24 protein-coding genes are annotated in these 26451 nt (G+C 71.8%); 11 read left to right on the plus strand and 13 right to left on the minus strand.

Annotated features, from left to right (window positions below):
- Window positions 1–10: 10 nt before the first annotated feature.
- The 7 genes from AB0H37_RS04385 to AB0H37_RS04415 all read right to left on the minus strand — a co-directional run bounded on the left by AB0H37_RS04385 (window position 11) and on the right by AB0H37_RS04415 (window position 7895).
- Window positions 11–379: a hypothetical protein gene (locus AB0H37_RS04385; RefSeq protein ID WP_329087568.1), complete on the minus strand. Its 369-nt coding sequence runs from the start codon at window positions 377–379 to the stop codon at window positions 11–13.
- Window positions 376–2475, minus strand: coding sequence for an SseB family protein (locus AB0H37_RS04390; RefSeq protein ID WP_360611314.1), 2100 nt, complete (start codon window positions 2473–2475; stop codon window positions 376–378). Before AB0H37_RS04390 ends, AB0H37_RS04385 begins: the two co-directional genes overlap by 4 nt.
- A gap of 59 nt (window positions 2476–2534) precedes the next feature.
- Window positions 2535–4196 carry an SseB family protein gene (locus AB0H37_RS04395; protein ID WP_360611316.1) on the minus strand — a complete coding sequence of 554 codons (1662 nt, stop codon included), beginning with the start codon at window positions 4194–4196 and terminating at the stop codon, window positions 2535–2537.
- 97 nt (window positions 4197–4293) lie between these two features.
- Entirely contained in the window at window positions 4294–5832 is a 1539-nt protein-coding gene (locus AB0H37_RS04400) for a hypothetical protein (RefSeq protein ID WP_329098605.1), read from the minus strand.
- A 187-nt stretch (window positions 5833–6019) separates the two neighbouring features.
- A complete protein-coding gene (locus tag AB0H37_RS04405; protein WP_329087575.1) occupies window positions 6020–6280 on the minus strand; it encodes a hypothetical protein in 261 nt (86 codons plus the stop codon).
- Between the two features lie 141 nt (window positions 6281–6421).
- Window positions 6422–7204: a cytochrome b/b6 domain-containing protein gene (locus AB0H37_RS04410; protein WP_360611318.1), complete on the minus strand. Its 783-nt coding sequence runs from the start codon at window positions 7202–7204 to the stop codon at window positions 6422–6424.
- Window positions 7191–7895 carry a molybdopterin-dependent oxidoreductase gene (locus AB0H37_RS04415; RefSeq protein WP_360611320.1) on the minus strand — a complete coding sequence of 235 codons (705 nt, stop codon included), beginning with the start codon at window positions 7893–7895 and terminating at the stop codon, window positions 7191–7193. The genes AB0H37_RS04410 and AB0H37_RS04415 overlap by 14 nt, the downstream gene beginning before the upstream one ends.
- A gap of 118 nt (window positions 7896–8013) precedes the next feature.
- Here AB0H37_RS04415 and AB0H37_RS04420 point away from each other — a divergent pair, with 118 nt between their 5' ends.
- The 3 genes from AB0H37_RS04420 (at window position 8014) to AB0H37_RS04430 (ending at window position 12954) form a co-directional block, all read left to right on the plus strand.
- Complete coding sequence (locus AB0H37_RS04420; RefSeq protein WP_360611322.1) at window positions 8014–8595, plus strand: HhH-GPD-type base excision DNA repair protein; 582 nt, start codon at window positions 8014–8016, stop codon at window positions 8593–8595.
- Between the two features lie 380 nt (window positions 8596–8975).
- Window positions 8976–11054: a SpoIIE family protein phosphatase gene (locus AB0H37_RS04425; RefSeq protein WP_179836555.1), complete on the plus strand. Its 2079-nt coding sequence runs from the start codon at window positions 8976–8978 to the stop codon at window positions 11052–11054.
- Window positions 11055–11307: 253 nt separating this feature from the next.
- On the plus strand, window positions 11308–12954 hold the full coding sequence (locus tag AB0H37_RS04430; protein ID WP_360611325.1) for an RNA polymerase sigma factor: 1647 nt from the start codon (window positions 11308–11310) through the stop codon (window positions 12952–12954).
- A gap of 97 nt (window positions 12955–13051) precedes the next feature.
- Here the strand turns inward: AB0H37_RS04430 and AB0H37_RS04435 are convergent, their stop codons facing one another.
- On the minus strand, window positions 13052–13795 hold the full coding sequence (locus AB0H37_RS04435; protein ID WP_360611327.1) for a peroxide stress protein YaaA: 744 nt from the start codon (window positions 13793–13795) through the stop codon (window positions 13052–13054).
- Between the two features lie 47 nt (window positions 13796–13842).
- On the opposite strand from AB0H37_RS04435, the gene AB0H37_RS04440 reads away from it, so the two are divergent.
- The gene (locus AB0H37_RS04440; RefSeq protein WP_360611329.1) at window positions 13843–14550 is read left to right on the plus strand and encodes a GNAT family N-acetyltransferase; all 708 of its coding nucleotides are present in this window, start codon (window positions 13843–13845) and stop codon (window positions 14548–14550) included.
- Window positions 14551–14726: 176 nt separating this feature from the next.
- Here AB0H37_RS04440 and AB0H37_RS04445 read toward each other — a convergent pair whose 3' ends face one another.
- From AB0H37_RS04445 to AB0H37_RS04455, 3 genes are all read right to left on the minus strand, one after another.
- Window positions 14727–14957, minus strand: a complete 231-nt coding sequence (locus tag AB0H37_RS04445; RefSeq protein ID WP_179836551.1) for a hypothetical protein — start codon at window positions 14955–14957, stop codon at window positions 14727–14729.
- A 119-nt stretch (window positions 14958–15076) separates the two neighbouring features.
- Window positions 15077–16150, minus strand: coding sequence for an ABC transporter permease (locus AB0H37_RS04450; RefSeq protein WP_329087592.1), 1074 nt, complete (start codon window positions 16148–16150; stop codon window positions 15077–15079).
- Window positions 16147–17049, minus strand: a complete 903-nt coding sequence (locus AB0H37_RS04455) for an ABC transporter ATP-binding protein (RefSeq protein WP_360611332.1) — start codon at window positions 17047–17049, stop codon at window positions 16147–16149. Before AB0H37_RS04455 ends, AB0H37_RS04450 begins: the two co-directional genes overlap by 4 nt.
- 211 nt (window positions 17050–17260) lie before the next feature.
- Here AB0H37_RS04455 and AB0H37_RS04460 point away from each other — a divergent pair, with 211 nt between their 5' ends.
- The 5 genes from AB0H37_RS04460 (at window position 17261) to AB0H37_RS04480 (ending at window position 21896) form a co-directional block, all read left to right on the plus strand.
- A complete protein-coding gene (locus AB0H37_RS04460; protein WP_179836549.1) occupies window positions 17261–19351 on the plus strand; it encodes a DNA topoisomerase IV subunit B in 2091 nt (696 codons plus the stop codon).
- Window positions 19352–19434: 83 nt separating this feature from the next.
- Complete coding sequence (locus AB0H37_RS04465) at window positions 19435–19665, plus strand: hypothetical protein (protein ID WP_360611334.1); 231 nt, start codon at window positions 19435–19437, stop codon at window positions 19663–19665.
- Window positions 19662–20789, plus strand: coding sequence for a histidine kinase (locus tag AB0H37_RS04470; protein ID WP_329087599.1), 1128 nt, complete (start codon window positions 19662–19664; stop codon window positions 20787–20789). Before AB0H37_RS04465 ends, AB0H37_RS04470 begins: the two co-directional genes overlap by 4 nt.
- A gap of 14 nt (window positions 20790–20803) precedes the next feature.
- Window positions 20804–21460: a response regulator transcription factor gene (locus AB0H37_RS04475; RefSeq protein WP_360611337.1), complete on the plus strand. Its 657-nt coding sequence runs from the start codon at window positions 20804–20806 to the stop codon at window positions 21458–21460.
- Between the two features lie 73 nt (window positions 21461–21533).
- Complete coding sequence (locus tag AB0H37_RS04480) at window positions 21534–21896, plus strand: hypothetical protein (protein ID WP_179836547.1); 363 nt, start codon at window positions 21534–21536, stop codon at window positions 21894–21896.
- Window positions 21897–21924: 28 nt separating this feature from the next.
- Here AB0H37_RS04480 and AB0H37_RS04485 read toward each other — a convergent pair whose 3' ends face one another.
- Window positions 21925–22491 (minus strand): thioredoxin family protein, encoded by a 567-nt coding sequence (locus AB0H37_RS04485; RefSeq protein WP_360611339.1) that lies wholly within the window; start codon window positions 22489–22491, stop codon window positions 21925–21927.
- Window positions 22492–22543: 52 nt separating this feature from the next.
- Here AB0H37_RS04485 and AB0H37_RS04490 point away from each other — a divergent pair, with 52 nt between their 5' ends.
- Window positions 22544–22906 carry a nuclear transport factor 2 family protein gene (locus AB0H37_RS04490; RefSeq protein WP_179836545.1) on the plus strand — a complete coding sequence of 121 codons (363 nt, stop codon included), beginning with the start codon at window positions 22544–22546 and terminating at the stop codon, window positions 22904–22906.
- Window positions 22907–23351: 445 nt separating this feature from the next.
- Window positions 23352–23714 carry a hypothetical protein gene (locus AB0H37_RS04495; protein WP_179836544.1) on the plus strand — a complete coding sequence of 121 codons (363 nt, stop codon included), beginning with the start codon at window positions 23352–23354 and terminating at the stop codon, window positions 23712–23714.
- A gap of 88 nt (window positions 23715–23802) precedes the next feature.
- Here the strand turns inward: AB0H37_RS04495 and AB0H37_RS04500 are convergent, their stop codons facing one another.
- The gene (locus AB0H37_RS04500) at window positions 23803–26292 is read right to left on the minus strand and encodes a DNA topoisomerase IV subunit A (protein WP_179836543.1); all 2490 of its coding nucleotides are present in this window, start codon (window positions 26290–26292) and stop codon (window positions 23803–23805) included.
- Window positions 26293–26451: the final 159 nt, after the last annotated feature.

Below are 26451 nucleotides of genomic sequence, written 5' to 3' on the forward strand. Positions count from 1 at the left end.
ATCCCCGCGCTCAGACGGTCTCCTCGCGCAGGTCCTCGACCTCGTGCCGGGAAGCCCACGCCTGGTACACGCCCCGGTCGAACGACTCCAGGCCGAGCCGCTCCGCCACCGGGACCTTGCCGCCGCCGTACTCCACGCGCAGCCAGCCCTCGTGCTCGCCGAGGACCACGAACGGCTCGCCGCGCCACGTGCAGTGTGTGGTCACGTACTGGAGGCGGTCGACGTCCGCCAGGGGCACCACCTGGACGTACCGGTCCGGGGAGACCTGCCTGAACCCCTCCGCGTGTCGCGTGGCGTAGAGGCGCACCTCGTCGCCGTCCGGGCTCGCCTCGTACTCGGCGCCCCGCCAGCCCGCGTAGTAGCCGTGCCGGATGCTCACCCCTGGCCTCCCGGCAGTTTCACGAGCCACCTGCGCAGATCGGCGTCGTAGCCCGCCACGAGGGACTCCCTGCCCTGTGCGTCGAGCCGGTACATCTCGGCCCCGTGCGGAAGGCGCTGGCTCTGAACCTTGAACTCGGGGATCGCCGGCCCGTCGCCCGGCGCGTACCCCGACCCCGGGAACGGCGCCTTCTCGATCACCCATCCGCCCGGGATGATTCCCATGCTCCACTCGTCTATGCCGCCCAGCGGGCGGCGGAACAGGGCGGGTTTCACGGCCGGCCAGCGGATCACGAAGATCTGCTCGTCCGCCGGCGCGAACGGCGACCCTTCGTACACCAGCCCCAGGGCCCGGATCAGCGCGCCGGGGCTTCTCAGCTCCTGGACGTCCTGGAGCCGGTGCACGTAACCGGCGACCAGGTCGTAACCGCCTTCCAGATAGTGCTGCACATGCTCGGGGCGCACGGCCTTCTGCATCACCACGACCTGGGATGCGTCAGCGGGACCCTGGGGCGCCACGCCCCGCGCCCCTGACGGGGCCCGGGCCCCGCGTTCGACGATGCTGGGCGTTCTCTCCGCGCGGGTCTGCGTGTCGGCAGGCGAGGGCTTCGCGGCCGCGGCCGGGACGCTTGGCTTCCGGGTATCCGTGCCTGGTCGCCTGGGCTCTGTGCGAGGTTGCCCGGTGTCCGCCCGTGCCCGCTCCCGCCGGCCGTAGATCGGCGCTACAGGAAGCCCGTGAGGGTCGCTCGGCGTCTCACGGGACGGGGTCGGCGGGACGGCCGGTTTCCGCGCGGGCAGGCCCTGCGGATCGACAGGCGTCTCCCGGGCGACCGACGGTTCCTTCGCGACCGGGCTCTCCCTGGGGATCGGCGTCTCCCTGGTCGCCGGGGCCTGCCCGGCGACGGGAACCTCGGGACTCCGCGGCGGAGACGGGGCCGGAGCCGGGGGCGGCGGCGCCTGGGGCGGCGGGGGCGGAGCCGGTCGTCGCTGGGCGGGCGCGCGGGCCCCGGGCGCGGGCGGACCGTCCGGCGGCGCTGTGCTCGCGTGTGAGGGCGCCGACGGCGCGGAGGGTGTCTCGGTTCGGGGCCGCGCCGGTTCCGGGCGCTGAGGCGGCCTGGGGGCCTGACGGCCGCCGCGCGGGGCGCCGCGGCCCCCGGTGCGGGACGCGGAGCCGCGCGACGCTGGGCGGCGCGTCGACGGGCCGGCCACGTGGACGTCGGTCGGCACCGGCGGCGTGGGCGTCCGGGGCTCCTCGGGTTCGAGGAGCGCGTTGGCGTCCAGGTAGCACGCGCTCGGCAGGCCGGGGTTCACGGCGAGCTGCCACTCCGGGTGCGGCCAGCGCCGCGACAGCTCCGCCAGCGAGGCCCGCCGGTGGTGGATCGCCTGCCCCTGCAGGGAGCGGTCCATGGCCTCGGGCGACGTGAACGCGAGCACGAACGTGCCGTCGCCGAACTGCGCCGTGGCGAACTGGTGATCGCCGCCCTCCGGATCGCCCGGCGAGGGCAGGTACAGCGTCGCGCGCGCGAGCAGCTCCAGGTAGCCGTGCTGGTCACCACGTTCGCGGGCTTCTGCCAGGGCCGCCTCCAGGGTCGACCCGGACGGGCGTGCCGGACGTGCCGAGGCCCGTGCGGGACGCTCGTCCTCGGGGACGGCGAGCGCGATGCCGAGACCGGGCAGCGCCAAGGGCCCGCCGTCGGGTCCGGCCTTGCTGGCCTGGTAGACGAGTTCGAGCGGGGACTCGATGCCGTAGACGTCGCGGAACGCGCCCATCATCTGCCCGGCGAGCAGGGCGCACGCCTCCAGCAGCTCCGAGGAGGCGCGGCCGCCGCGCTCGCGGAAGGTGAGCCTGTCCCACCAGTTCTTGCGGTCCTCCTCGTCCGGCGGCTCCCAGCCGAGCGCCCTCAGCCGCCGCTCCTGGCGCGACGCGAGGGGCCGGGGCAGGAACGCGCTGCCGACGGCCTCGGCGTCGAGCGTCCCCTCGGAGCGCATCGCCTGGACGTAGGGCAGGCCGCTCGGACCTTGCACGATGAGGAACGACGTGACCGGCAGCCGTGAAAGCTCCAGTGTCAGCCGTTTGGCGAAGTCGTTCCAGTCCACTGGGATCCACTTTCACGTGCGGGGCGGGATTCCGTACTCGACGGTAGCCGAAGGGCGCGTCACTCGGTCCAGGGAGCCGGTACCGCGTCGGCCCGCACCGGTGCCCAGACGCCGCCGATGGCGTCGAAGACGGCGACCGGCGCCTGCTCGCCCTCGCCCGCCGAGCGCCACAGGCGCGTGCCGTGCGGCGGCCGCATCGGGACGCCCACCGGGCGCGGCCCGGGAGCGGGCGCCTGAGGCTGACGCGCCGGCCGGTCCCGCGGATCGTCGGCCGGGCCGTTGCCCGCCGGCCGCGTGTCGGCCGGCGGGTTCATGGCCGGCGGGTTCATGGCCGGCGGCGGCGTCTCGGCCGGCGTGTCGGCCGGCGGGTCGTCGGTCGGTGCGCCGAGAGGTGCCGCCGCGGCAGGCTCCGGCGCCCGGGGCGGGGCTCCGCCGGCGTCGAGGGCCGCCCGCAGGTCGGCCGCGGTGTACGGGTCGATCGCCGTGTGGGAGTCGTCGTACGGGAGGTCCGACGCCTCGCCCGGCGCCACTCCACCGGGCGCCGCCCCGCCCGGGGCGGGGATGCCGTGCGCCGAACCGTTGACCGGGGTGGCCGAGCCGCCGGCGACGGGGTTCGGCCCAGAGAGCGCGTTGGGGTCGACCGTGCCGTACGGGTTGGGCTCGCTCGGCAGGGGGTCGTACTGGAGGGGGTCGTACTGGAGGGGGTCGTACTGGAGGGGGTCGGGCGCCCCCTGGAGGGGATCGGGCGCCCCGCCTCGGCCGCCCTGCAACCGCCCGATGACGGACGAGTCCAGGAGCACTTCGCTGGGCAGGCCCCAGTTGATGGCCAGGCGCCACGCGGGATCGGGCCAGCCGGCGGCCAGCCGGCCGAACGAGGTGCGCCGGTACAGGCCGGGGTGCCGGTCGCCGGTGCGCGCCAGAGCCCCGGGCGAGGTGAACACCGTGACATAGGTGCCGCTGCCGATGGTGATGGTGGGGAACTCGGCGCGGTCGGGGTCCTCCACGGCGGAGGCGGTCGCCGGCAGGACCAGGTCGGCGTTCTCCAGGAGCTTGAAGTAGGTGGTGTTGTCGCCGTTCGCCTTGGCTTCGGCAAGGCGGGGTTCGAGCAGTTCCGCGTCCATGCCGGGCAGTGCCTGCTCCGGCAGCGGCAGCCGCGTCCCCGCCGGGGGAGAGCCGGCGGGCAGCGGGTCGGCCCCGGGCAGGGGCTCGGCACCGGAACGGACGCCGCCGGACGACGCGCGGCGCTTGCTCACCCGCGACGGGTCGGCCACCTCGATCCCGAAGTCGAGCAGTTCGATGAGGCCGGCCCCGTGCCGGTGGAACGACTCGTACACGAGGTCGGACGGGCGGCGGACGCCCTGGACGTCCCGGAGCGCCGTGACCATCACGTCGGCCAGCCGCGAGAAGTCGGCGTCGGTCACGCTCGCCATCCCGCCGGGCATGCCCGCCTCCGGCAGCTCCGTCCACCAGTTGCGCGGCGCGGGGTCGGCGGGCGGGCGCCAGCCCACCTCGCTCATGACCTCCTCGTCGGCGAGGGTAAGCAGGAGGGGGCCTTCGAGGAAGTTGTTGCTGACGGCCTCGGCGTAGAGCCGGTCGGGCTCGCGCATGGCCTGGACGTAGTGACGGCTCTCGTCGCGTTCGCGCACGATCAGGATCGTGTCCCGTTCGAGCTCCGCCAGCTCACGTCCCAGCCGCCGGGCGAACTCGGACCACTCCAACAAGATCACTCCCTACGACCAGGGGCCGGTGCCGACCCCCGCGAGACCGCGCCCGGGACCCGATGATTGTCGCCGGGAGCGCGACGCGCAAACCAGGAGTTCAGTCGGGCGGGGGTTCGTGACGAAGCACACGCAGGGCCTCCCGGAGGGCGTCCGGGTCGTCCCCGCAGCGGTCGAGGACGTCGATGAGTCTGTGCAGGATCTCATGGCGTTCGTAGCCGACGTCCAGCAGCGACTGGGCGGTGTCCCACAGGTGCGGCGGCTCGCCGTCCCACAGCAGCCCCGCGAGCCGCACGTGCGCGGCGAGGTGCTCCTCGTCGCCTCCCGGATGTTCGAACTCCAGCAGGGCGCGGCGGTCGCCCGGGTCGGCGGGGTCCAACTCCGACAGGTCGACGAGGCCGGGCCGCCCCGCCGGCCGGTGCGTGCCCGACAGGAACGGCAGGGCGAACGCGCGGCGGGGGAGGGCCTCCAGGTCGCCGTCGGGCAGGAGCCGGTCGACCAGAGCCCGGTCGAGGCCGAAGGCGGCCGGATCGCGGTAGGCCGCGGAGAACTTCGCGGTGGCGTCCCAGAGGGCGTCCAGGGTCGCCCTGACGCCCTCTTCCGGCAGCCCGGTCCGCCGCCCGGCCCAGCGGACCCACGCGGCCAGCACGTGCGGGACGGCCTCCTGCTCCGACGGGGAGAGCAGGACCTTGCGCGGCAGCCAGTCGAGCAGGAACATCTCGCACTTGATCGGGCTGACCCGCAGCGGCCGCCCGAAGTCGTGCGCGCAGCCGTAGTCGATGATCCGGTCCACGCACCGGATCGCCGCGGAGATGTCCGACAGCTCACCGGCCTCGTCCGAGGCGAGGAACCGCGTCGCGATCGTGGCGCGCCTGTCGTGCCCGTACACCGGAGGCTGGGGCAGGCGGCCGCCCGGCGGAAGGATGTCCACGCGCGCGCGGACGAACGCGTGGTAGGAGCCGAAGTTCTCGTTCACCGGCGGGTCGTCTGTCTCGTCGGTGAGATCCAGGGCGCTCTGCAGCAATGCCTTCGTGTCGCGCGGGTCGAGCTCCTCGAACCGCATCAGCGGGTTGTCGCGGCCTTCGCGGCGGCAGTGGTCGAGGAGCCGGTCCACCCGGGAGGAGACCCAGGCGTCCCGGACCATCCCGCTCGCCGGAGGCCGCCCCGTGCGCGCGCCGGACGCGAACGGGCCGCCGCGCGGCTGGACCTCTCCGGCCCTGTTGCGGTCGACCAGGATGACCAGGGCATGCCTTTCGGCGCCCCCGTAGGTGTAGGTGCAGATGACGGAGTCCTGGTCGCCGTAGACGTCCCGGGACGCGAAGCACGCCTCGGGCTCGACCATGCCGACGCGGTCGGCCCAGCCGGGCCTGGCGACGCCGTCGCTCATCAGTTGCAGCGCCGCGCGTTCGGCCTTGGCCGCCTGCCGCGGGGTGCCCATGTAGGCGACCCCGGTGAGCAGCGCCAGTGCCGCCGGCGTGGCGGCGGCCGTGGCGTAGCCGACCAGGGCCTCGCCGATGACCTCTTCCACGTCGCCGTCCGGGATGCGCTGCCCCCACCAGGAGCCGAGGATCTCGCTGACGATCAGCTCGGCGTCCAGGGGACTGCGCACCGCCAGCAGTTCGCGGGCGTGCTGGAGCATGCCGTCGAAAATCGCCGAGACCTCGTCCGGGGGGTTCGGGCCGTCCCGGGCCGGGTCCCCGGAGGAGCGGCTGCGGCTGCGGGGACTCACCCCACTAGCCTCTCAGATCCGGCGGGGACGGTGGCCCGGACAACGCCGAAGGCCGGAATGGGTCGCCGTCGCGCCACCCGCGTGGGCGACCGGCGGCTCAGCCGTCCGTTCGGTCGGCGCCGCCGCCGGCGGGCGCGCGCCCAGAGGGCGGCCGCGATTTCAGGATCCCGGTGAGCTGCTCCCGGGCCATCCGCTCGACTCTGTCCGGCGTGGCCTCCAGACCCAGATGGGCCATGCAGGCCTGGACGTCGGCCACACACCGGTGCACCGCGTCTGAGGGGAAGGACCCGAACTCGTCGCAAAGCCGGCGTGCGAGCGTGTCACGTGTCTCGTTCCGGTGATCGGCCAGTGCAGGCATCAGCGCACACCTCCGCGCACGGGGTACCGGCGGGCGGGGACGCCGCCGGTGAGACGGAGCGCTCCTCGGACCGGCCCTGGCAAGGGAGCTTCGGTGAGAACCCCGCCTCGATGTCACATTCCAGCCCCCATGCGGGCAGAGTCAAGACATGCCGGGAGGTCGTTTCGCAAAATCTGGACCCCGTTCACCGGACGTCCCCCGAGGATCGGCCGTCGCCTCGCCCGCCTGCGCATCCGCCCCGTCCACCTGCGCATTCGCCCCGCCGGCGGCCGGCCGTCCACCGGCGTCCGGGGTTCTTCCCGCGGGGGCGGCCCAGCTCGCGTGATGCCGTGCGGCCCAGCCGGGGTCCACACGCCCGGTCAGCATCCCCGTCAGCGCCTCGCGATCCCGCAGCGCCTCCCACAGGTGCCCGGCGGTCACCGCGAGGACGGCCAGGAAGAGCCAGTCGTGGACGAAGGTGGAGCCGGTCCGCCACCGGTCGCCCCACGGACCGGGGAAGGTCATGATCTCCCCGGTGCCGAGCATGACGAGGATCGCGCCCGCCGTGAACGCCGCGTTCAGCTTCTGGCCCGCGTTGAACTTGCCCACGGGCAGGACCCCGCGCCCGTCCCGCACGGCCCTGCGGTCGCCGCGCCTGAGCCACTGCCAGTCCGCGGGCACGAACCTGTTCAACCTGCGAAGGTCGGCCCTGAACGCCCGGGACAGCAGACCGAGCACGATCGGCGCGGGCAGGGCGAACCCGCACCAGACATGGACGGTCCTGACCATCTCCCTGCGGCCCACCAACGCCGACAGCGGCGGCAGGTAGAGCAGCGCCGCGGTCAGCAGGCAGACCAGCATCAGCAGCGCGGTGACATGGTGGATCGAGCGTTCGGCCCGGGTGAACCGCACGAGCCGTCCCGACGACGGCTCAGGTCGGCGCATCGCTGCGTCCGTTCGACCGTCCCACCCAGGCGTCCACGTCGTAACCGAGTTCCTCCCAGTAGCCGGGCTTCACCCGGTCGGTCAGTTCGATGCCGCCGAGCCATTTCAGCGACTTGTAGCCGTACATGGGCGCGACGTAAAGCCGTGTGGGGCCGCCGTGGTCGTGGGTGACGGGCCTGCCGTCCATCTGGGTCGCGACCAGGACGTCCCGGCGTCGCGCCTGCTCGAGCGTCAGCGACTCGGTGTAGACGCCGTCGAACGACGTGAACCGCACGGCCCGTGCCTGGGCGGACACGCCGACCGCGTCCAGCAGGTCGGGCAGAGCCACGCCGACCCACCGCACGTCCGGCACCCGCCAGCCCGTCACGCACTGGAAGTCCCTGTCGAGCACTGTCTGCGGAAAATGCGCCAGATCGGCCATCCCAAACGATTGCGGCTTGTCGACAAGGCCGGAAACGGTCACCCGGTGCGTCGCGGCGCCGTGCCGCTTCACGCCGGACGTGACCGAGTAGTAGCGGAACCCGCCGGCGGCCGGCAGGACGTCCCCGATCGGTCCGACCGGCGCCAGCGCCCGGCTCACCTTGTCCTGGACGGATGCCCCCACGGCGACCCCCGCCACGCCGAGGCCGAGCATCCCCAGGACCACCCTCCGTCCTACCGGGCTGCCTTCTGCCCGTTCGTCCTCGCTCACCGTGCCATTCGAGCACCCGCCGCCTGCGGTTCGCCAGGGCTAGGGGGACCTCGTAAGACTTCTGACAGATCCGGGCGTCGCCCCCAGCAGGATCCGGGCGCCGCCCTAAGCTGGGCCCATGGCCACGAAGGTTCACCTCGCACAGCGTCCGGAGGCCGACGAGCTGCTCGGACGCAGTCCGCTGGCCGCCCTTGTGGGCATGTTGCTCGACCAGCAGGTCCCGATGGAATGGGCGTTCTCCGGCCCCTACACCATCGCGCAGCGGCTCGGTTCGGACGACCTGGACGCCCACGAGATCGCCGCCCATGACCCCGAGCGGTTCGCGGCGCTCCTGGCAGAGAAGCCGGCGGTCCACCGTTATCCCGGTTCGATGGCCAAGCGCGTCCAGCAGCTGTGCCGGTACCTCGTGGACCACTACGACGGGGACGCCGAGAGGCTGTGGAAGGGCGTCGACAGCGGCAAGGAGCTGTACAAGCGGCTGAACGCCCTTCCGGGCTTCGGCAAACAGAAGGCACAGATCTTCCTGGCCCTGCTGGGCAAGCAGTACGGAATTCGGCCGGACGGCTGGCGCGAGGCGGCCGGCGACTACGGTGAGGAGGGCTCGCACCGGTCCGTCGCCGACATCACCGGCCCCGACTCTCTCGCCAGGGTGCGGGCCTTCAAGCAGGAAATGAAGGCCGCCGCCAAGGCCGCCGAGTAAGGTCGGGAGCGGGGTGGAACTCGCCGAACGTGGCGAGTTGACATCCCGTGACGCTTGCACGCCGTAACATCTCCTACTCGCCGTCCTTGCCGGGCCGCCCCGCGCGCCCTCCACGACGGTGTCCGAAACCGACGAGTTCGTCTGGGGCCGAAGGGACAAGGATGTTCAGCAGGGCTTCCGTAGGCGGCGAACCATCGGGATGATGAATACCTGACTCCGACCGGTGTTGTGATGGAGGCGGGAGCGTTAACCTGCTCCCATTCACTCATAGTGATGAATAATTGCCGCGCGGTACGGGACGCTCTGGGGCGGAGGTGTTGTCGTTGAGCACCGAGACGTCCGTTCCGCATCCCCGCGTCTCAGGGGTGGAGGGGCAGCCCATGGATGCGTCCGACGCCGCGCTGTACGCGACCTTGCTGAAGGAAGCCCCCGAGGGGCTGGCGTTCTTCGACCGCGACCTGCGTTGCCGCCGGGCCAACGACGCGCTCGCGGAACTGCTGGACGTGCGCGTCCGCGATCTCCAGCAGCGCCGGCCGTCGGAGGTGCTGCCGGAGACCCTGGCGGCGGCGTTCGAGACGGCGCTCCGCAAGGTGATCGCCGAAGACCGCGCGGTGAGCGATCTCGAACTCGTCTTCCCGGTCCGGGCGCCCGAGGCGTCCGGCGCGCCGCCCGGAGTGGCCACCGCCGTCGAGGAGCGCATCCTGTCGTGCACGTGGCTGCCCGCCAAGGGCGGCGGCGACGAGCGGCCCGGCGTCGTCCTGACCGCCCTGGACGTGACCGAGCGGCGCAGGGCCGAGGAGGTCATCCGCCGCAAGGAGCAGCGCTACCGCTCGCTCGTGGAGGCCAGCGCCCAGGTGGTGTGGGTCGCCGCACCGGCCGGCGGCGTGATCGACGACGCGCCCGAGTGGCGCGCGATCACCGGCCAGACGCCGGACGACTACGCGGTCGGCGGCTGGCTGTCGGTCGTGCACCCCGAGGACCGGCCCCGCATCGACGCGCACTGGCGCGACTGCGTCGGGGAGAACCGGGTCTTCGAGACCAACTACCGCATCCGCACCAAGAGCGGCACCTACCGGCACTTCGACGTCAGGGCCGTGCCCATCTGGCGCGGCGACGCGGTGATCGAGTGGGTCGGCGCCAACACCGACGTCACGGGGCAGCGCGAGGCCGAGGAGATGCGCGGCCGCCTGACCGAGCAGCTCTCGGCGGCGGCGCTGCGCACCGCCCGCCTCCAGCAGGCCACCTCCATGCTCGCCGAGGCCCTGACCGTCTCCCAGGTGGTCCAGGTCATCACCGAGGTCGGACGGTCCGCCATCGGCGCCGACTACTCCGCGGTGGCCCTGCTGGACGACGACAAGCTGCGGCTCAGCATCGTGGCCCCGTCCCAGCCGGGCTCGGAGGGCGAGACGCCCTCGGCGTCCCGCGACGCGATCAAGGTCAGCGACCAGACCGTGATGTCGGTGGCGGTGCGCGAGAGCCGGCCGTTCCTGGCCGAGCACCCCGACAGCCTGCGCCTGCAACTGGGCCACGGCGAGCGGGACCTGTTCGCCCAGCACACGGAGGAGCGCGCCTGGGTGGGCCTGCCGCTGCTCGCGGCCGGCGCCCCGATCGGCGCGCTCCGCTTCTCGTTCACCCGGCCCAGGGAGATCACCGAGGAGGAGCGGGTCTTCCTGGAGGCGCTGGCGGGCCAGTGCGCGCTGGCCGTGGAGCGCGCCCTGCTGTTCGAGCGCGAGCACAAGACCGCCGAGGAGCTCCAGCGGAGCCTGCTGCCGAGCGACCTGCCGCAGCTCCCGGGCATGGCGCTGGCCGCCCGCTACAACCCCGCGACACGCCACGTGCAGGTGGGCGGCGACTGGTACGACGTCTTCCGCCTGGCCGACAACCGGCTCGCCGTGGCCGTCGGCGACGTGATGGGCAAAGGCGTCCTCGCCGCGGCCGGAATGGGTCGCGTCCGCAATGCCCTGCGCGCCCTCGCGCTGAACGACCCGCGTCCCGCCGCCGTCCTGGCCGGGCTCGACCGGCTGTTCAGCGCCACCGAGGACGAGGAGCAGTTCACCACCGTCGTCTACGCGGTCATCGATCCCGAGACCGGGCAGGGGGAGCTCAGCAACGCGGGCCATCCTCCGGCCCTGCTGATCTCGCCCGACAAGCCCGCCCGCGTGAGCACGCGGGAGCCTGGAACGCCCCTCGGCTGGCCGAGCCAGCGGCAGCAGACAAGTTTTTCCATCCAGACCGGCAACACTGTGGTCTTCTATTCCGATGGACTTGTGGAGAACCGTAGGCGTGGGGTGGACGCCGGGCTGGAGGAGCTTGTCGCCGTCGCGGCGGACGCCCCACCTGAAGTGGTAGGAGATCCCGAGAGACTCGTCGACTTCCTGGTCGATCGGATGCTTGCCGGGTATGAGCAGGTAGACGATGTGACCGTGCTTGCCCTGCACGTCCCGCCCAAGTCCGAGTGAACCCCGCCGAAGTCGGCGCTGAGACGGTCCGAGACGTTCGAAGGACCGCCCCGCGCCCTCTAAGGTGGAGTGTTACCGGGTAGGACTCCGAGGCGGAATGCGCAGCAGTGCCAGAATGCTTGACCCAGAGAGAGCGGGTACGCTGCGGTCCCGCACCGGGAGGTCCGCTCCGTGTGTGGTCCCACCCAGTGTGAGGCCGAGCCCGTCAGGGCACTTGGGTCAACCAAGCCACACGTTCGTTCGAGAGGTATTTGTGTCGCCTGCTAGCTCGACCTCGAAAGCGTCAGATCTGCACGATCACGTCATCGCGCAACTGATCGAGCGTGGACGGTCCCAGGGTTACCTCGAAGCCGACGACGTACGACGTACGTTCGAGGAGGCCGACATCCCCGTGTCGAAGGCCTCCAGCATTCTGCGGAGCCTCAGCAAGGAGGGTGTGACCGTCATGGTGAGCGCTGCCGACTCCGCGGCGCCCAAGCGTCCGCGCAAGCGCGCGACGCCGCAGGCGCGCAGGCCCAAGACCGCCGCCGCCGCCAAGGAGCAGCCCGACACGGTGACCGCCGTCGTCGGCGACGACGCGCCGGAGGAGGCCGCCGCCGCGCCGCGCCCGGCGGCTCCCAAGCCCGCGCCGCCGAAGAAGGCCGCTCCGGCCAAGGGCGCCAAGGCCAAGAAGGGCGCGCCGGCGAAGAAGGGCGCCGTCCAGCCGGTCAAGGCCGCCCCGTCCGACAAGGCCGACAAGGGCGAGGACCCCGAGGTCGACCCCGAGGTCGACGTCGACCTCGACGAGGACCTGACCGACCTCGAGGTCGAGCTCGTGGACGACACGGCCGAGGCCGAGGAGCCCGAGGCCGAGGAGGAGCCCGCCGCCGCGCCCGTCGCGAAGGCCGTCGCTCCGACCGGCAAGGGCGACACCCCCTCCGAGGAGGAGGGGTTCACCCTCGGCGACGACGACGAGGACGCGCCCGCGCAGCAGATCGCGGCCGCCGGCGCCACCGCCGACCCGGTCAAGGACTACCTCAAGCAGATCGGCAAGGTGCCGCTGCTGAACGCCGAGCAGGAGGTCGAGCTCGCCAAGCGGATCGAGGCCGGCCTGTTCGCCGAGGAGCGCCTCGCCGTCGCCGGTCCCTCGATGTCCGAAGAGGACCTCGAGGACTTCGAGTGGATCGCCGAGGACGGCCGCCGCGCCAAGAACCACCTCCTGGAGGCCAACCTCCGCCTGGTGGTCTCGCTGGCCAAGCGCTACACCGGTCGCGGCATGCTGTTCCTGGACCTGATCCAGGAGGGCAACCTCGGTCTGATCCGCGCGGTCGAGAAGTTCGACTACACCAAGGGCTACAAGTTCTCCACGTACGCCACCTGGTGGATCCGGCAGGCCATCACCCGCGCGATGGCCGACCAGGCCCGCACCATCCGCATCCCGGTGCACATGGTCGAGGTCATCAACAAGCTGGCGCGCGTGCAGCGGCAGATGCTCCAGGACCTGGGCCGCGAGCCCACCCCGGAGGAGCTGGCCAAGGAGCTCGACATGACCCCGGAGAAGGTCGTCGAGGTCCAGAAGTACGGCCGCGAGCCCATCTCGCTGCACACGCCCCTCGGTGAGGACGGCGACAGCGAGTTCGGCGACCTCATCGAGGACTCCGAGGCGATCGTCCCGGCCGACGCGGTCAGCTTCACGCTGCTGCAGGAGCAGCTCCACTCCGTCCTGGACACGCTCAGCGAGCGCGAGGCGGGCGTGGTGTCGATGCGGTTCGGCCTCACCGACGGCCAGCCGAAGACGCTGGACGAGATCGGCAAGGTGTACGGGGTGACCCGGGAGCGCATCCGGCAGATCGAGTCCAAGACCATGTCGAAGCTGCGCCACCCGTCGCGTTCCCAGGTCCTGCGCGACTACCTGGACTGACCGGCCGCGCCGCGTACCGACCGACGGCAGGGCCCCGGCGATCTCGCCGGGGCCCTGCCGCGCACCGGGCCCATGCCGTCGATCCGTGCGCGGGCCGTCAGTCGTGCAGGATGACGTCGAGGTTCGCGCCGTTCAGCTCGACGGTGTGGCCGAGGCCTGCGACGGCCTTCACCAGGTCCTCCGGGGTGCGCGGCGCGGCGCCCGCCTTGATCAGGTCGTGGGCGATCCGCCCGCGGGTCGCCTTGGCCATGTGGCTGACGACGGTGCGCTTGGCGACGCCGCCCGCGAGCCGCTCCCGGAACACCCTGACGGAGACCGCCGGGCCCGGCGCCTTCCACACCGACGCGTACGGTCCGGACCGCATGTCGACGACCAGGTCGTCGTCCAGCCGGAGGGCCTTGCGCATCGCCGGGCGCCACGACGCCCCCAGGCCGCCCCCAGGGGGCAACGACACCCCCATGGACAGCCGGTAGGGCGGGACGCGGTCGGTGAGCCTCAGCGCGCCCCACAGCCCCGAGAACACGATGATCTGCCGGGCGGCGGCCTCGGCGTCCAGATCGGGCAGGTCGAGGTTGTCGTAGAGGACACCGGTGTACAGCCGCGCCGCCGGCAGGGTCGGCGCCTTGCGCAGCGCCCTGTTGCGGGCGAGGGCCTCGCCCGCCTGCCCGGGGGGAAGGCCGAGCACCTCCGCCGCGTCGGCGCCCCGGCACGCCTTCGCCAGGGCCGCGAGGACGCGCCGCCGTGCCGGCATCAGGCCGGGGAAGCTCAGCGAGGCCAGGTCGAGGGGCGGACCGTCCCCCTCGGTAGCCTTCTTCTCCGACGGCGGCAGCAGGATGTGCACGATTCCCCCGAAAGCGGTGACAGATGGCGCGGTCCCTGGAGAGGCGGTTGGACGAACTGGTCGCCGAAGCGTGGCCCGCGCCCTCCGCACAGGATATTGGCGGCTGGCTGCTGCGCCACGCCGACGGCGTGACCAAGCGGGCCAACTCCGTCCTGCCCCTGTACGACCCAGGGGACGTGGATCGGGCCGTTGAGCGGGCTGAGCGCTTCTACACCGCGCTTGGGCTGCCGACCGTGTTCCTGATGGACGCACAGGCGCGGCCTGAGGGGCTCGACGGGGTTCTTGAGGGGCGAGGCTACGAGCTGGTCGAACGCACGATCGCGATGACGACCGAGCTGGGCGGTCGCTACGAGCGGGAGCGCGGGGACGTCATGGACGCCCCGTCCCGGGAGTGGCTCGATCTGTGGTGGTCGGTGGACGGTCGCTACGACCGCCGGCTGCCGATGGCGGAGAAGATCCTGAGGGGTGTGAGCGCCGGCTACGCCTGCGTGGACGGTCTCGCCGTGGGACGCGGCGTGCCCCAGGGAGACTGGCTCGGCGTCTACGCCATGGCCGTCGCGCCGGACGCGCGAAGGCGGGGGCTGGGTCGGCGCGTCCTGCGGGCCCTTCTCGGTTGGGGGAGCGAGCAGGGATGCAAGCGGGCGTACCTGGTCGTCGTCGAGCGGAACGCTCCCGCCAGGGCACTGTACGAGTCAGAGGGGTTCGTGCAGGCGGGCGCCTATCACTACCGCGTGAGGAATGCCACCGCGAGGTGAGAAGTGAAGGGCCGACCGCATCTCGGCACTGTCCCAATATGGTTACGATATGCAATCACTCGCACACTCTCCGCGATTATTGCCGCATCGTGCTGCGCGGCACGCGAAAGGAATGAAAGCGAACGGCGGCCACCGTCTCCGGTGACCGCCGTCCTTGGCTCGCTCTATTTGGAGGTCTACCGCTCCTCGTCAGGAGCGGCGGCAGGGGTTTCGGTGAGCCGGTTGGTCTCGTCCTGTATGTCGGCCCCGTTGGAGCGGAGCGCCTCTGCGTACTTGCGTCCGTGGTGGGCGCAGAACAGAAGGTCGCCGCCGCCTACAAGGACCGCACGGACGTAGGCCTGAGCGCCGCAGCGGTCGCATCGGTCGGCGACGGTCAGCGGCTTGGTTGGGGCAAGGGCTCCAGTCACGGCACCTTCCTCATGCTCGGGGTCGGTACTTAGGACAACATCTAACCCGACGTCGGCGTTCCCAACCTGGTTCTTCGTACGCCCACAGCAGAATGGCCCAATAAGTGATCGAGGTCACATTAGGCGGCGTCCCACCGGAACAGGCGTACGGCGATCAAGGCCCCGACGACCGCGACCCCCAGCAGAACGGCGATCTGGGGCAGTGCGGAGGTCGGCCCGAGCCCTCTGCCCATCACATTGAGCATGCCCTCGTTGAGATAGCGCAGGGGGAAGATGTAGGACAGCGCCCTCATCCAGCCCGGCGAGGCGTCCAGCGGGAAGAACGAGCCGCCCAGGAACGCCATCGGCAGCACGATCAGCTGGGTCACCGCCTGGGCGGTCTCCTGGGTCTTGGCCCACGCGCCGATCATCATCCCGATCGACAGGAAGGCCAGCACGCCCGCGATCACCATCGGGATCGCCATCCACCAGGCGCCGCTGAGCTTCAGGCCGAACATCGGGAGCTGCGCCACGACCACGAAGAGCGCGAACTGGACGAGGGCCACGGCGAGGCTGACCGCCACGCGCGCGGCGAACACGGTGGGAATGGGCGCCGGGGAGAGCTGGAGGCGGCGCAGGATCCCCTTGGTCCGCCACGTGACGAGCGTCTGGGACGCCCCGAAGACGCCCGCCGACGCCAGCGCCCAGCCCAGCAGGCTCGGCGTGAAGAACTGGATGGCCTTGAGCGAGTCGTCCTCCACCTGCCGGTCGGTCAGCCGGTAGGAGGGCGGCTTGCCGGAGGCCGAGAGGTTCGCCGACTGGACGACCGAGTTCATCAGCCCCCGCACCGTCCCGGACTTGACCTGGTCGGCCGCCGAGTAGTGGACGACCAGCTCGCCCCCGCGCTGCTCCACGACCGCGTCCGCGTCGCCCTTCTCCACCGTGCGCAGGGCGGCGGCGCGGTCGGAGGCCTTCTCGACCTTCAGGACCTTGCCGAGTTCGCCCGCTCCCTGCGCCACCGCCTGGTCGAGGACCGGCGCCCTGCCGACCTCCAGGACCTTCACCTTGGACGTGGACTGGTGGCCGAAGATCCCGCCGAAGACGACCAGGAACATCAGGGGGAACAGCACGGTGAAGAACAGCGCGGTGCGGTCGCGCCGGAAGCCCAGGAACATCGCCCTGGACAGGCTCTTGAAACTCTCGAACGTGCTCACGCCCTGTACTCCCGTCCGGTGAGCTCCAGAAAGACGTCCTCAAGGGTGGCGCCGCGGATCTGGACGCCGTCCAGCGCGTCCTTGGCGGCCATGGCGGCGACCACCGCGGAGGGGTCGCGGGTGGAGATGGTCAGCGAGACGCCGTCGTCCTCGGCCTCGTCCGCGCCCGGCAGCAGCCGCGCGTCTCCGACGTCCAGGACGCCGCTGGCCACGCTGATCCTGGCCGGGGCGTCCAGCCCGCGCACCAGCACCGCCGGAGGGCCGAGCCTCAGGATCCTGCCCGCGTCCATGATGGCGACGCGGTCGCACAACATCTCCGCCTCGTCCATGTAGTGCGTGGTCAGGACGATGGTGCGGCCCTCGGTGTTGATCGACCGGAGCACGTCCCACAGGTTGCGGCGGGCCTGCGGGTCCAGCGCGGCGGTGGGCTCGTCCAGAAACACGAGCTCAGGGTCGTGCACGAGCGCGCACGCGATGGACAGGCGCTGCGCCTGGCCGCCGGAGAGCTTCTCGACGCGGGTGTCGGCCTTGTCGTCCAGGCCGACCAGTTCGAGCATCGCGTCGGCCTTCTTCGCCGTGACGCCGTAGAGGGAGCCGAACGTCCGCAACTGCTCGCGCGCGGTCAGCCGCTCGAAGAACGACGACGCCTGCAACTGGACGCCGATCCTGGGGAGGAGCTTGGAGTTGCGCGGCCACGGGGACAGGCCGAGCACGGTGAGGTCGCCCTCGTCCGGCTCCCGCAGCCCCTCGATGATTTCCAGTGTGGTGGTCTTGCCCGCGCCGTTCGGCCCGAGGATGCCGAAGAACTCGCCCTCCTCGACGGCGAACGTCACCCCGTCCACGGCCCGGACGTCCCCATATCGCTTGCGGAGGCCCGTGACCTCGATCGTTTGCGCCATGGGAGGACAGTAGGGATGAATCGGGCCTTCTCACACCCATCCAAAGGTGGAGGTCCGGGTCTAGAAGTCGGAGTACGGGTAGCCTGGCGAACCGTACGGGCCCTCCCGCGCCGGCGTGCGGAACGTCGGCGGCGGCGAGCCTTTCGGTGGATTGTCGGCGGCCGGGGGTACCCTGCTGCCGACCGTCCTACCCCCGAGGAGCACACGCACGTTGACCGCCGCGACCGCCGAAGCGACAACCGAAGACCCGCACGGCTACTCCGCCCGGCACCTCTCGGTGCTGGAGGGGCTGGAGGCCGTGCGCAAGCGACCCGGCATGTACATCGGGTCGACCGACAGCCGTGGCCTCGCGCACTGCCTGTGGGAGATCGTCGACAACTGCGTCGACGAGGCCCTCGCGGGCTACTGCACGCACATCAGCGTGACGATGCACGCCGACGGCTCCTTCGAGGTGGGCGACAACGGTCGCGGCATCCCGGTCGACCTGGAGCCCAAGACGGGCCTGCCCGGCGTCGAGCTGGTCATGACGCGGCTGCACGCGGGCGGGAAGTTCGGCGGCGTGTCCTACACGGCGTCCGGCGGCCTGCACGGCGTCGGCGCCTCCGTGGTCAACGCGCTGTCCGCGCGGCTGGACGTGGAGGTCGACCGCGACGGCCACACCCACGCGATCAGCTTCCGGCGCGGCCTGCCCGGCGAATTCGCCGACGAGGGCCGCCCGAACGCCCGCTTCAAGAAGCGGTCGGGCCTGCGGCAGGTCCGCAAGGTCGCCAAGAAGACCACCGGTACCCGCGTCCGCTTCTGGCCCGATCTGCAGATCTTCCTGAAGGACGCCACGGTCGAGCAGTCCCTCATCCTCGACCGGATGCGGCAGACCGCGTTCCTCATCCCGGGCCTGACGATCGACGTCCGCGACGAGCGCGGCGAGGAGATCGTCGACGAGACGTTCCGGTTCGACGGCGGCATCGGCGAGTTCTGCTCCTACCTCGCCAAGGACGCCCCGATCGTCGACGTGCTGCGGCTCCAGGGGCGCGGCCACTTCACCGAGACCGTCCCCGTCCTCGACGACCAGGGCCACCTGACGCCCACCGACGTCGAGCGCGACCTCGAGGTCGACATCGCGCTGCGCTGGGGCAACGGCTACGACACGATCACCAAGTCGTTCGTCAACGTGATCGCCACCCCGAAGGGCGGCACGCACGTGCGCGGCTTCGACCGCGCCGTGCTCAAGGTCCTCAACGAGCAGCTCCGCGCGACGAAGCTGCTCAAGAACGGCGACGAGGACGTCATCAAGGAGGACGTCCTGGAGGGCCTCACCGCCGTGGTGACGGTCCGCCTGCCCGAGCCGCAGTTCGAGGGCCAGACCAAGGAGGTCCTCGGCACGTCCGCCGCGACGCGCATCGTCTCCCAGGTCGTGCTGCGCGAGCTGCGCGCGATCTTCGAGAACCCGTCGCGCGGGCAGAAGCAGCCGCTGCGCGCCGTCCTGGAGAAGGTGGTCGGCGCGGCCAAGACGCGCATCTCCGCCCGCACCCAGCGCGACAACCAGCGCCGCAAGAACGCCCTGGAGAACTCTGCCCTCCCGGCCAAGCTCGTCGACTGCCGCTCAGCCGACGACCGCAGCGAGTTGTTCATCGTCGAGGGAGACTCGGCCCTCGGTACCGCCAAGCTGGCCCGCGACTCCGAGTTCCAGGCGCTGCTGCCGATCCGCGGCAAGATCCTGAACGTGCAGAAGGCGTCCGTCGCCGACATGCTGAAGAACGCCGAGTGCGCCGCGATCATCCAGGTGCTCGGCGCCGGGTCGGGGCGGACGTTCGACGTCGACGCCGCCCGCTACGGGCGCGTGGTGATCCTCGCCGACGCCGACGTCGACGGCGCGCACATCCGCACGCTGCTGCTCACCCTCTTCCACCGCTACATGCGGCCGATGCTGGAGGCCGGGCGGATCTACTCCGCCGTCCCGCCGCTGCACCGCATCGAGCTGGTCAAGCCGCGGAAGGGGCAGGAGAAGTACATCTACACCTACTCCGACGCCGAGCTGCGGAAGCGGCTCGTCGAGCTGGAGCGCAAGGGCCAGCGCTGGAAGGAGCCGATCCAGCGCTACAAGGGCCTCGGTGAGATGGACGCCGACCAGCTGGCGGAGACGACGCTCGACCCCCGGCACCGGGTGCTGCGCCGCGTCCGCATCGAGGACGCCGAGGAGGCGGGCAAGGTGTTCGACCTGCTGATGGGCAGCGAGGTCGCCCCGCGCCGCGCGTTCATCACCGCCGGAGCCGCCGAGCTGGACGTGGAGCGCATCGACACCTGATCGGGGGCCTCCACCCGGGGGTGGACGGGAAGTCCAGCCGGGCGCCGATCCGCGCGAGGGCCTCCGCTGCCTACTCTCAAGCCATGAACACGCTGGACGACGTCCTCCCGGCCGCCGCCGTCATCGCCCCGGCCCCGTACCGGCGGTTGCGGGCGAGCCCCGCCGACGCGCGCAGGGCGTGCGCCGTCCCGCCGCTCCCCGCGGCGGTGATCGTCCAGCCCTCCGCCGCCGGGCCGCGAGCGAAGAGCCCGGACGGCGCCGCGCCGGTCGGCGTCGTACCGGTCAACGCCGTGCCGGTCAGGGGCGTACCGTGAGGCTCACCGGGCAGCGGACCATCCGTGTCGCGGTCGTCGGCGTCCCGCTGACCTGGGGCCTCGTCGCCTACGTCCGGGGGACGCTCAGAACCGATCCCGCTCCCGCGCTGCACGGCGTCGGCCTGGCCCTCGTCGTGCTCAACGTGGTCATGTTCGCGTCCCTGGGGAGCGGCATCTGGCTCGGACGGGAGAGCGAGGCGCGTCGCCGGCGCCTGGGCATCGTCCTCCTGCTGGGGGCGATCGGTTCGGCGATGGCGCTATACGCGCTCGCCCCCGGCTCCGGCAACGGGTTCTTCTTCTCCATGGCCGGCCTCTGGATGCTGCTGATGTGGCTGCCGGTACCGGGGGGCATCACGGTGAGCGCGCTGACGATCGCCGCGATCGGCGGGCTGGGGGAGGCGTTCGGCTCCGACGGCGCCGACCTCGGTCAGATGGCGGCGGTCGCGGGCATCACCCTCGGCGCTCTCGCGAGCCGCCAGGGCAAGGCGGCGCAGGAGGCGACCCGCCGCGCGGAGGCGGCCAACGCGGTCCTGGCGGAGCGGTCGCACATCGCGCGGGAGATCCACGACATCCTGGCCCATTCGCTGTCGGCGCAGGTCGTCCATCTCGAGGGGGCGCGGCTGCTGCTGGCGCGGGACGGCGACCGCGTCCAGGCCCTGGACCGGGTGGAGCGCGCGCGGAACCTCGCCCGCTCCGGCCTGGAGGAGACCAGGCGGGCCCTGGCCACGCTGCGCGGGGAGATACCGCAGCCCAAAGAGGTCATCCAGGAGCTCGCCGAGGAGTTCTACGCCAGCACCGGACGTCCCTGCGACGTGCTCGTGACCGGCGAGCCGCGCGAACTGCCGCCGCAGGCCGGGCTCGCGGTCGTCCGGACCGCGCAGGAGGCGCTCACCAACGTTCGCAAGCACGCCCCCGGCGCGCGCGCCCGTGTCGCCCTGCGGTACCTCATCGGCAAGGTGGAGCTCGAAGTGACCGATACGGGCGGCACCGAGCTCGGCGCGGAGCTGGGCGGCGGCGGGTACGGCCTCGTGGGGATGCGGGAGCGTGCGGAGCTGATCGATGGCACGCTGGTCACCGGACCGGTCGGCGAGGGGTTCCGCGTGTCCCTCAGCGTGCCGGCCTGAGGGAGGGGCGAGCGGTGAGCGACACGGCGAGGATCCTGGTCGTCGACGACCAGACCGTGGTGCGGGAGGGCCTGGTCCTCCTGCTGGAACTGCTGCCCGGCATCGAGGTCGCGGGCGCGTGCGGTGACGGCGAGCAGGCCGTGGCGATGGTCGCCGAGCTGCGTCCCGACGTCGTCCTGATGGACCTGCGCATGCCGCGGATGGACGGGGTGGAGGCGACCCGCCGCATCAGGGAGGCGCACCCGGACGTCGGGATCGTCGTCCTGACCACCTACGCCGACGACGAGTCGATCTTCGCCGCGCTGCGCGCCGGAGCCCGCGGCTACCTCACCAAGGACGCCGACGCCGACGAGATCGCCCGCGCCGTCACCGCCGTCCGCGGGGGAGCGTCGCAGCTCGACCCGGCCGTCCAGCGCCGCCTGATCGAGGCCGTGGCGGCCGGCGAGGCCCCCCGCCGGGCCGCCGGCGGGCTGCCGGACGGCCTGACCCGGCGCGAGGCGGAGGTGCTCGCCCTCATCGCCCGGGGACGCTCCAACGCCGAGATCGCGGGCGACCTGTTCATCTCCGAGGCCACGGTCAAGACGCACATCAACAACCTGTTCGCCAAGGCGAACCTCCGCGACCGGGCCCAGGCCGTCACCTACGCCTTCAGGCACGGCCTCGGCGGATGATCTTCGGTCAGGGTCCGGCAAGGACACGGTCAAAGCCCCTTCGCGCGCGCCCGCGCGGCCTGAGCATGGGACCGTGCTCAGAACCTGCATGATCGCGGACTATCTGCGCCCCTACGCGCAATGGCGGATCAACCGCCCCGACCCCTGCGACGACGGCCGCAACGCCCGCGCCGCGATCGGCCTCATCGACGCGGCCGCCTACGTGAACGAGCTGGACGACAGCGAGCGCGTCATCGTGCGCATGGCCATCGCCGGCTGTTTCACCCTGGGCCGCTTCAACCCGGGCGCGGAAGGGGAGAAGGTCATCCGGTTCTGGCACTACGACGACGCCTCCGGCGGCCCGGCCGACCTCCTGGAGACCCTCGCGGACTGCGCCGAACGCGGCCTGCGGACCACGGTGCCCCGTCCCCGCGAAGGCCAGACCACCATGGCGTGACCCGCCTCCGCCGCTTCCGGCGGCGTGATCACCCGGGCTCGTTGCCGGGCTTCCACTTGATGCCGCAGCCGAGGCTCGCCGCGTGCGGCTCGGGGACGTCCTTGCCGGCCAGGACCAGGTCCAGCGCGGCCCGTAGGGCGGCTCCGTCCGCCTTGACGTCGTTGCTCGGCCTGGCCCCGTCGAACTCGCCCCGGTAGGCGAGCGTGCGCTCCCGGCCGTAGACGAAGAAGTCGGGCGTGCAGGCGGCCCTGAACGCCTTGGCCGTCTCCTGTGACTCGTCCACCAGGTAGGGGAAGGCGAATCCCGCCCTCTTCGCCTGCTCCCGGAGGTGCTCGGCGCCGTCGTCGGGATAGTTCGAGACGTCGTTGCTGCACACGGCGACGGTGGCCAGCCCCTTGCCCGCGTACTCGGTGGTGAGAGCGCCTATCCCGTCCTCGATTCGCCGCACGTAGGGGCAGTGGTTGGACAGGAACACCACCAGGAGGGCCGCCGCGTCCGGGAAGTCGCCGTCCGATACGGACCCGCCTCCGACGGCGGGCAGCCGGAACGCGGGAACGGGGGAGCCGAGCGGAACCATGAACGATGCGATAGCCATGCCCCCATCATGAGCCATCGGTAACCAAGCGATCGCTTGCTAGGCTTCGGCCATGCCCTCCCAGGACCACATGAAGCAGGCGCTCCAGACCTACGTCGACGCCCTCAACGCCGCCGACGCGGTGACCGTGACCGGCCTCTACGCCGACGACGCCGTCATCGAGGACCCGGTCGGCCACCCTCCGATCAGCGGCCGCGCCGCCATCGAGGAGTTCTACGCCAACGCCATCGCCGGCGGCGCCAAGCTCACCCTCGACGCGCCCATCCGCGGATCCCACGGCGACCGCGCCGCCATGGCCTTCACCGTCGACGTCCCCGGCCTGCGCGTCCACGCCATCGACGTCATGACCTTCAACGCGGAAGGCAAGATCGTCCGCATGGAGGCGCACTGGGGCCCGGACGACGTCGAGACCTGAGATCCGGAACGGCCTCCCCGTGCCTCGCCGGTGAGGGGCGACCTCGTCGCCCATGGCACCGCCGACGCGGCGCGTCCACCGTCGCCGGTGCCGTCCGCCGATCCCGAAGGCCCAGGGTCGCGCCGTCGCCGTGACCTCGAGAATCGACGGCCTTCGGAGCGGGGCCTTGAGTGGCCGGATCCGGACGCGCACTTTCTGTAACTAATCAACTACCGCAGGTGAGAGCACTGGGAAGGGGGCAGACCCTCTGTCCGGCGCGGTATGTGCACACTCCGTAATCAAGTGAGTCGTTCGGGCATCTGGCAGCCAAGCGTGACGTAGTGAACACTCCTTGTGTTCGGACCTCACCGGCTTACCCGCCGTCACTCGCGACTCCGGCACATCCTGCGTCTCACGGGGTGTGCGCGGGCTCCGGCGGTGGGGAGCCATCGTCGAAGGAGAGCACATGCCGTCGATCAAGACCACCGCCCTGGCCCTGGCCGCGACCGCCATGGTGACCGGCCTGGCCACCGTCGGAGTCGCCAGCGCACAGGCCCCCTCCAAGCCGGCCGCGCCTCGGGCCGCCGCCCTTCCGCCGGGCTATCAGATCGTCGCCCTGCCGAACGCCAACGTCCCCAACTTCCAGCGACGGGTCGTCGTCTGCCCCGGCACCAAGCACGTTCTCGGCGGCGGCGGGGAGGCGCGGGGCAACGGCGCCATCCTGGTGGGCTCCTTCCCCACCGACGACGGGCGCGGATGGATCGCGCTCGGCCGCCAGATCGGCTACAACGACGTCGGCATCAGCGTCTACGCGATCTGCGCCGACTGACGCAGGCCCCTTCCCCGATCCCGGTGGCCTCCGCGGCGCCGGGCGGTGAAAGGCCGAGGCCCCGGGCATCCGCCCGGGGCCTCTCGCGTCATTCCTCTTCGGACGGGCCTTCTTCGGGGGCCGGGCCGATGGGGCCGCTGATGGCGGTCAGGGGCGTGTCCAGCCCCTCGCCGGAGCCGTCCCGGCGGCCCATGGTGACGTTGAGCGTCGCCGGTTTGCCGTTGGCGCCCGCCGCCCGCAGGGGCGTCAGGGCCGCCCATGCCTGGAGCAGCACGTCCTCGCCCTTGAGGAAGCGGTGGGCGCGGACGCCGCCGGTGGCGCGGCCCTTGGGCGGGAAGTCGGCGAAGTCGGCGAGTTTGATCGCGCCGGTCTGGGTGCCGGGCAGCGCCGAGGACGAGCCGGAGACCGTGATGACGCGGGCCTCGCGGGACGGGTCGAGGGCGCCGAACCACAGGACGCTCGCGCCGGAGCCGAGCTTGATTCCCGCCATGCCTCCGGCGGCCCGGCCCTGGGGACGGACGAGGGACGCGGGGAAGTGCAGCAGCTGGGCGTCGGTGCTGATGAAGACGAGGTGCTGCTCTTCGGACATGAGATGGACGGCGCCGACCACGCGGTCGCCGTCCTTGAGGCCGATGACCTCGAACTCGTCGCGGTTGGCGGGGAAGTCGGGGACCACCCGTTTGACCACGCCCTGGGCGGTGCCCAGCGCCAGGCCGCCGCCCTCCTCGCCGACGGCGGCGATGCCCACGACCGTCTCGTCCGGTTCCAGATCGACGTACTCGGTGACCGGCGCACCGCCCGCCAGGGACGGGGGCGTCGCGGACGGCGGCAGCGTCGGCAGGTCCAGGACGTCGATGCGGATCATCCGGCCCAGGGACGTCACCGCGCCGACCTGGCCGCGGGCCGTGGCGGGCACGACCGAGGTCAGCACGTCGTGCGCGGCGCGGGGGCCGCTGTCGGGCAGGGGCGAGGCGTCGTGCGTGCGGGCCATCAGGCCGGTGGTGGACAGCAGCACCGTGCACGGGTCGTCGGCCACCTCCAGCGGCACGGCCTCCGCCGCGGTGTGGCCCGAGGACTCCAGCAGGATGGTGCGGCGCGGGGTGGCGAACTCCTTGACGACCTCGCCCATCTCCCGGGAGACGACGCCGCGCAGCTTCCTCTCCGAGTCGAGGATCGCGGTCAGCTTGGCGATCTCCTTGGCGAGCTGCTCCTTCTCCTTCTCCAGCTCCAGGCGGTCGAAGCGGGTGAGACGGCGCAGCGGGGTGTCGAGGATGTACTGCGCCTGGATCTCCGACAGCTCGAAGATCTGCATGAGGCGCTGCTTGGCCTGGGCGGCGTCGTCGCTCTGCCGGATGACCTGGATGACCTCGTCGATGTTCAGCAGGGCGACGAGCAGGCCCTCCACCAGGTGGAGGCGGTCCTCCCGCTTGCGGCGCCGGAAGAGGGAGCGCCGGCGGACGACGTCGATGCGGTGGTCGATGTAGACCTGGAGCAGGTCGCGCAGGCCGAGGGTGCGGGGCTGGCCGTCGACCAGGGCGACGTTGTTGATGCCGAACGTCTCCTCCATCGGCGTCAGCCGGTAGAGGTCGGCGAGGACGGCCTCGGGGTTGAAGCCGTTCTTGATCTCGATGACCAGGCGGAGGCCGACGGTGCGGTCGGTGAGGTCCTTCAGGTCGGCGATGCCCTGGATCTTCTTGGCGTTGACCAGTTCCTTGATCTTGGCCTTCACGCGCTCGGGGCCGACGGCGTAGGGCAGCTCGCTGACGATGATGCCCTTGCGGCGGGGCGTGACGTTCTCGACGGAGACCGTGGCGCGGGTGCGGAACGTCCCCCGGCCGCGCTCGTAGGCGTCGCGGATGCCGTCCAGCCCCACGATCTTTCCGCCGGTGGGCAGGTCGGGGCCGGGCACGAAGCGCATCAGCTCCTCGAGCGTGGCGTCCGGGTGGTCGATCAGGTGCCGGGCCGCGGCGACGACCTCGCCGAGGTTGTGCGGCGCCATGTTCGTGGCCATCCCGACCGCGATACCGGACGCGCCGTTGACCAGCAGGTTCGGGAACGCGGCGGGCAGCACCTCCGGCTCGTGCTCCTGCCCGTCGTAGTTGGGCCGGAAGTCGACGGTGTCCTCGTCGATGGAGGTGACCATCAGCATCGCCTCGCGGGACAACCGCGCCTCGGTGTACCGCATGGCGGCGGGCATGTCGTCGCCGCCGAGCGACCCGAAGTTGCCGTGCCCGTCCACGAGCGGCATCCGCATCGCCCAGGGCTGGGCCATCCGCACCATCGCGTCGTAGATGGCGCTGTCACCGTGCGGGTGCAGCTTGCCCATGACCTCGCCGACCACGCGGGCGCACTTGACGTGCCCGCGGTCGGGGCGCAGCCCCATCTCGTTCATCGAGTACAGGATCCGGCGCTGGACGGGCTTCATGCCGTCGCGCGCGTCGGGGAGCGCCCGCTGGTAGATGACCGAGTAGGCGTATTCGAGGAAGCTGCCGCGCATCTCGTCGGAGACGTCGACATCGACGATGTTCTCCTCGAAGTCCGGCGGAGGTGGAGGGGCTTGGGATCCGCGTCGTGCCATGCCCCACATTGTGGCCGGTCCCGGGGACATCTTTCGCCCGCCCCACCGGGTGATCCGGCCGAGTCGGCGGATCGATTCCGTTTCGTCACCTCCGCGGACCTGGCAGATTGGGCGGGGACCGTTTCGGTTTCCCCGGGTGGAAGTTCGTCGAGCAGGTGG

The organism is Actinomadura sp. NPDC023710, assembly GCF_040639875.1.
GTDB classification, from domain to species: Bacteria; Actinomycetota; Actinomycetes; order Streptosporangiales; family Streptosporangiaceae; genus Spirillospora; species Spirillospora citrea.

Bases quoted from the DNA above. Each gene is read 5' to 3' on its own strand.
- AB0H37_RS04410 (WP_360611318.1), bottom strand. From the start codon at position 7,204: ATGCGCCGACCTGAGCCGTCGTCGGGACGGCTCGTGCGGTTCACCCGG.
- AB0H37_RS04485 (WP_360611339.1), bottom strand. From the start codon at position 22,491: ATGGCTATCGCATCGTTCATGGTTCCGCTCGGCTCCCCCGTTCCCGCG.
- AB0H37_RS04500 (WP_179836543.1), bottom strand. From the start codon at position 26,292: ATGGCACGACGCGGATCCCAAGCCCCTCCACCTCCGCCGGACTTCGAG.
- AB0H37_RS04420 (WP_360611322.1), top strand. From the start codon at position 8,014: ATGGCCACGAAGGTTCACCTCGCACAGCGTCCGGAGGCCGACGAGCTG.
- AB0H37_RS04490 (WP_179836545.1), top strand. From the start codon at position 22,544: ATGCCCTCCCAGGACCACATGAAGCAGGCGCTCCAGACCTACGTCGAC.
- AB0H37_RS04465 (WP_360611334.1), top strand. From the start codon at position 19,435: ATGAACACGCTGGACGACGTCCTCCCGGCCGCCGCCGTCATCGCCCCG.
- AB0H37_RS04425 (WP_179836555.1), top strand. From the start codon at position 8,976: ATGGATGCGTCCGACGCCGCGCTGTACGCGACCTTGCTGAAGGAAGCC.
- AB0H37_RS04405 (WP_329087575.1), bottom strand. From the start codon at position 6,280: ATGCCTGCACTGGCCGATCACCGGAACGAGACACGTGACACGCTCGCA.
- AB0H37_RS04400 (WP_329098605.1), bottom strand. From the start codon at position 5,832: ATGCTCCAGCACGCCCGCGAACTGCTGGCGGTGCGCAGTCCCCTGGAC.
- AB0H37_RS04495 (WP_179836544.1), top strand. From the start codon at position 23,352: ATGCCGTCGATCAAGACCACCGCCCTGGCCCTGGCCGCGACCGCCATG.
- AB0H37_RS04455 (WP_360611332.1), bottom strand. From the start codon at position 17,049: ATGGCGCAAACGATCGAGGTCACGGGCCTCCGCAAGCGATATGGGGAC.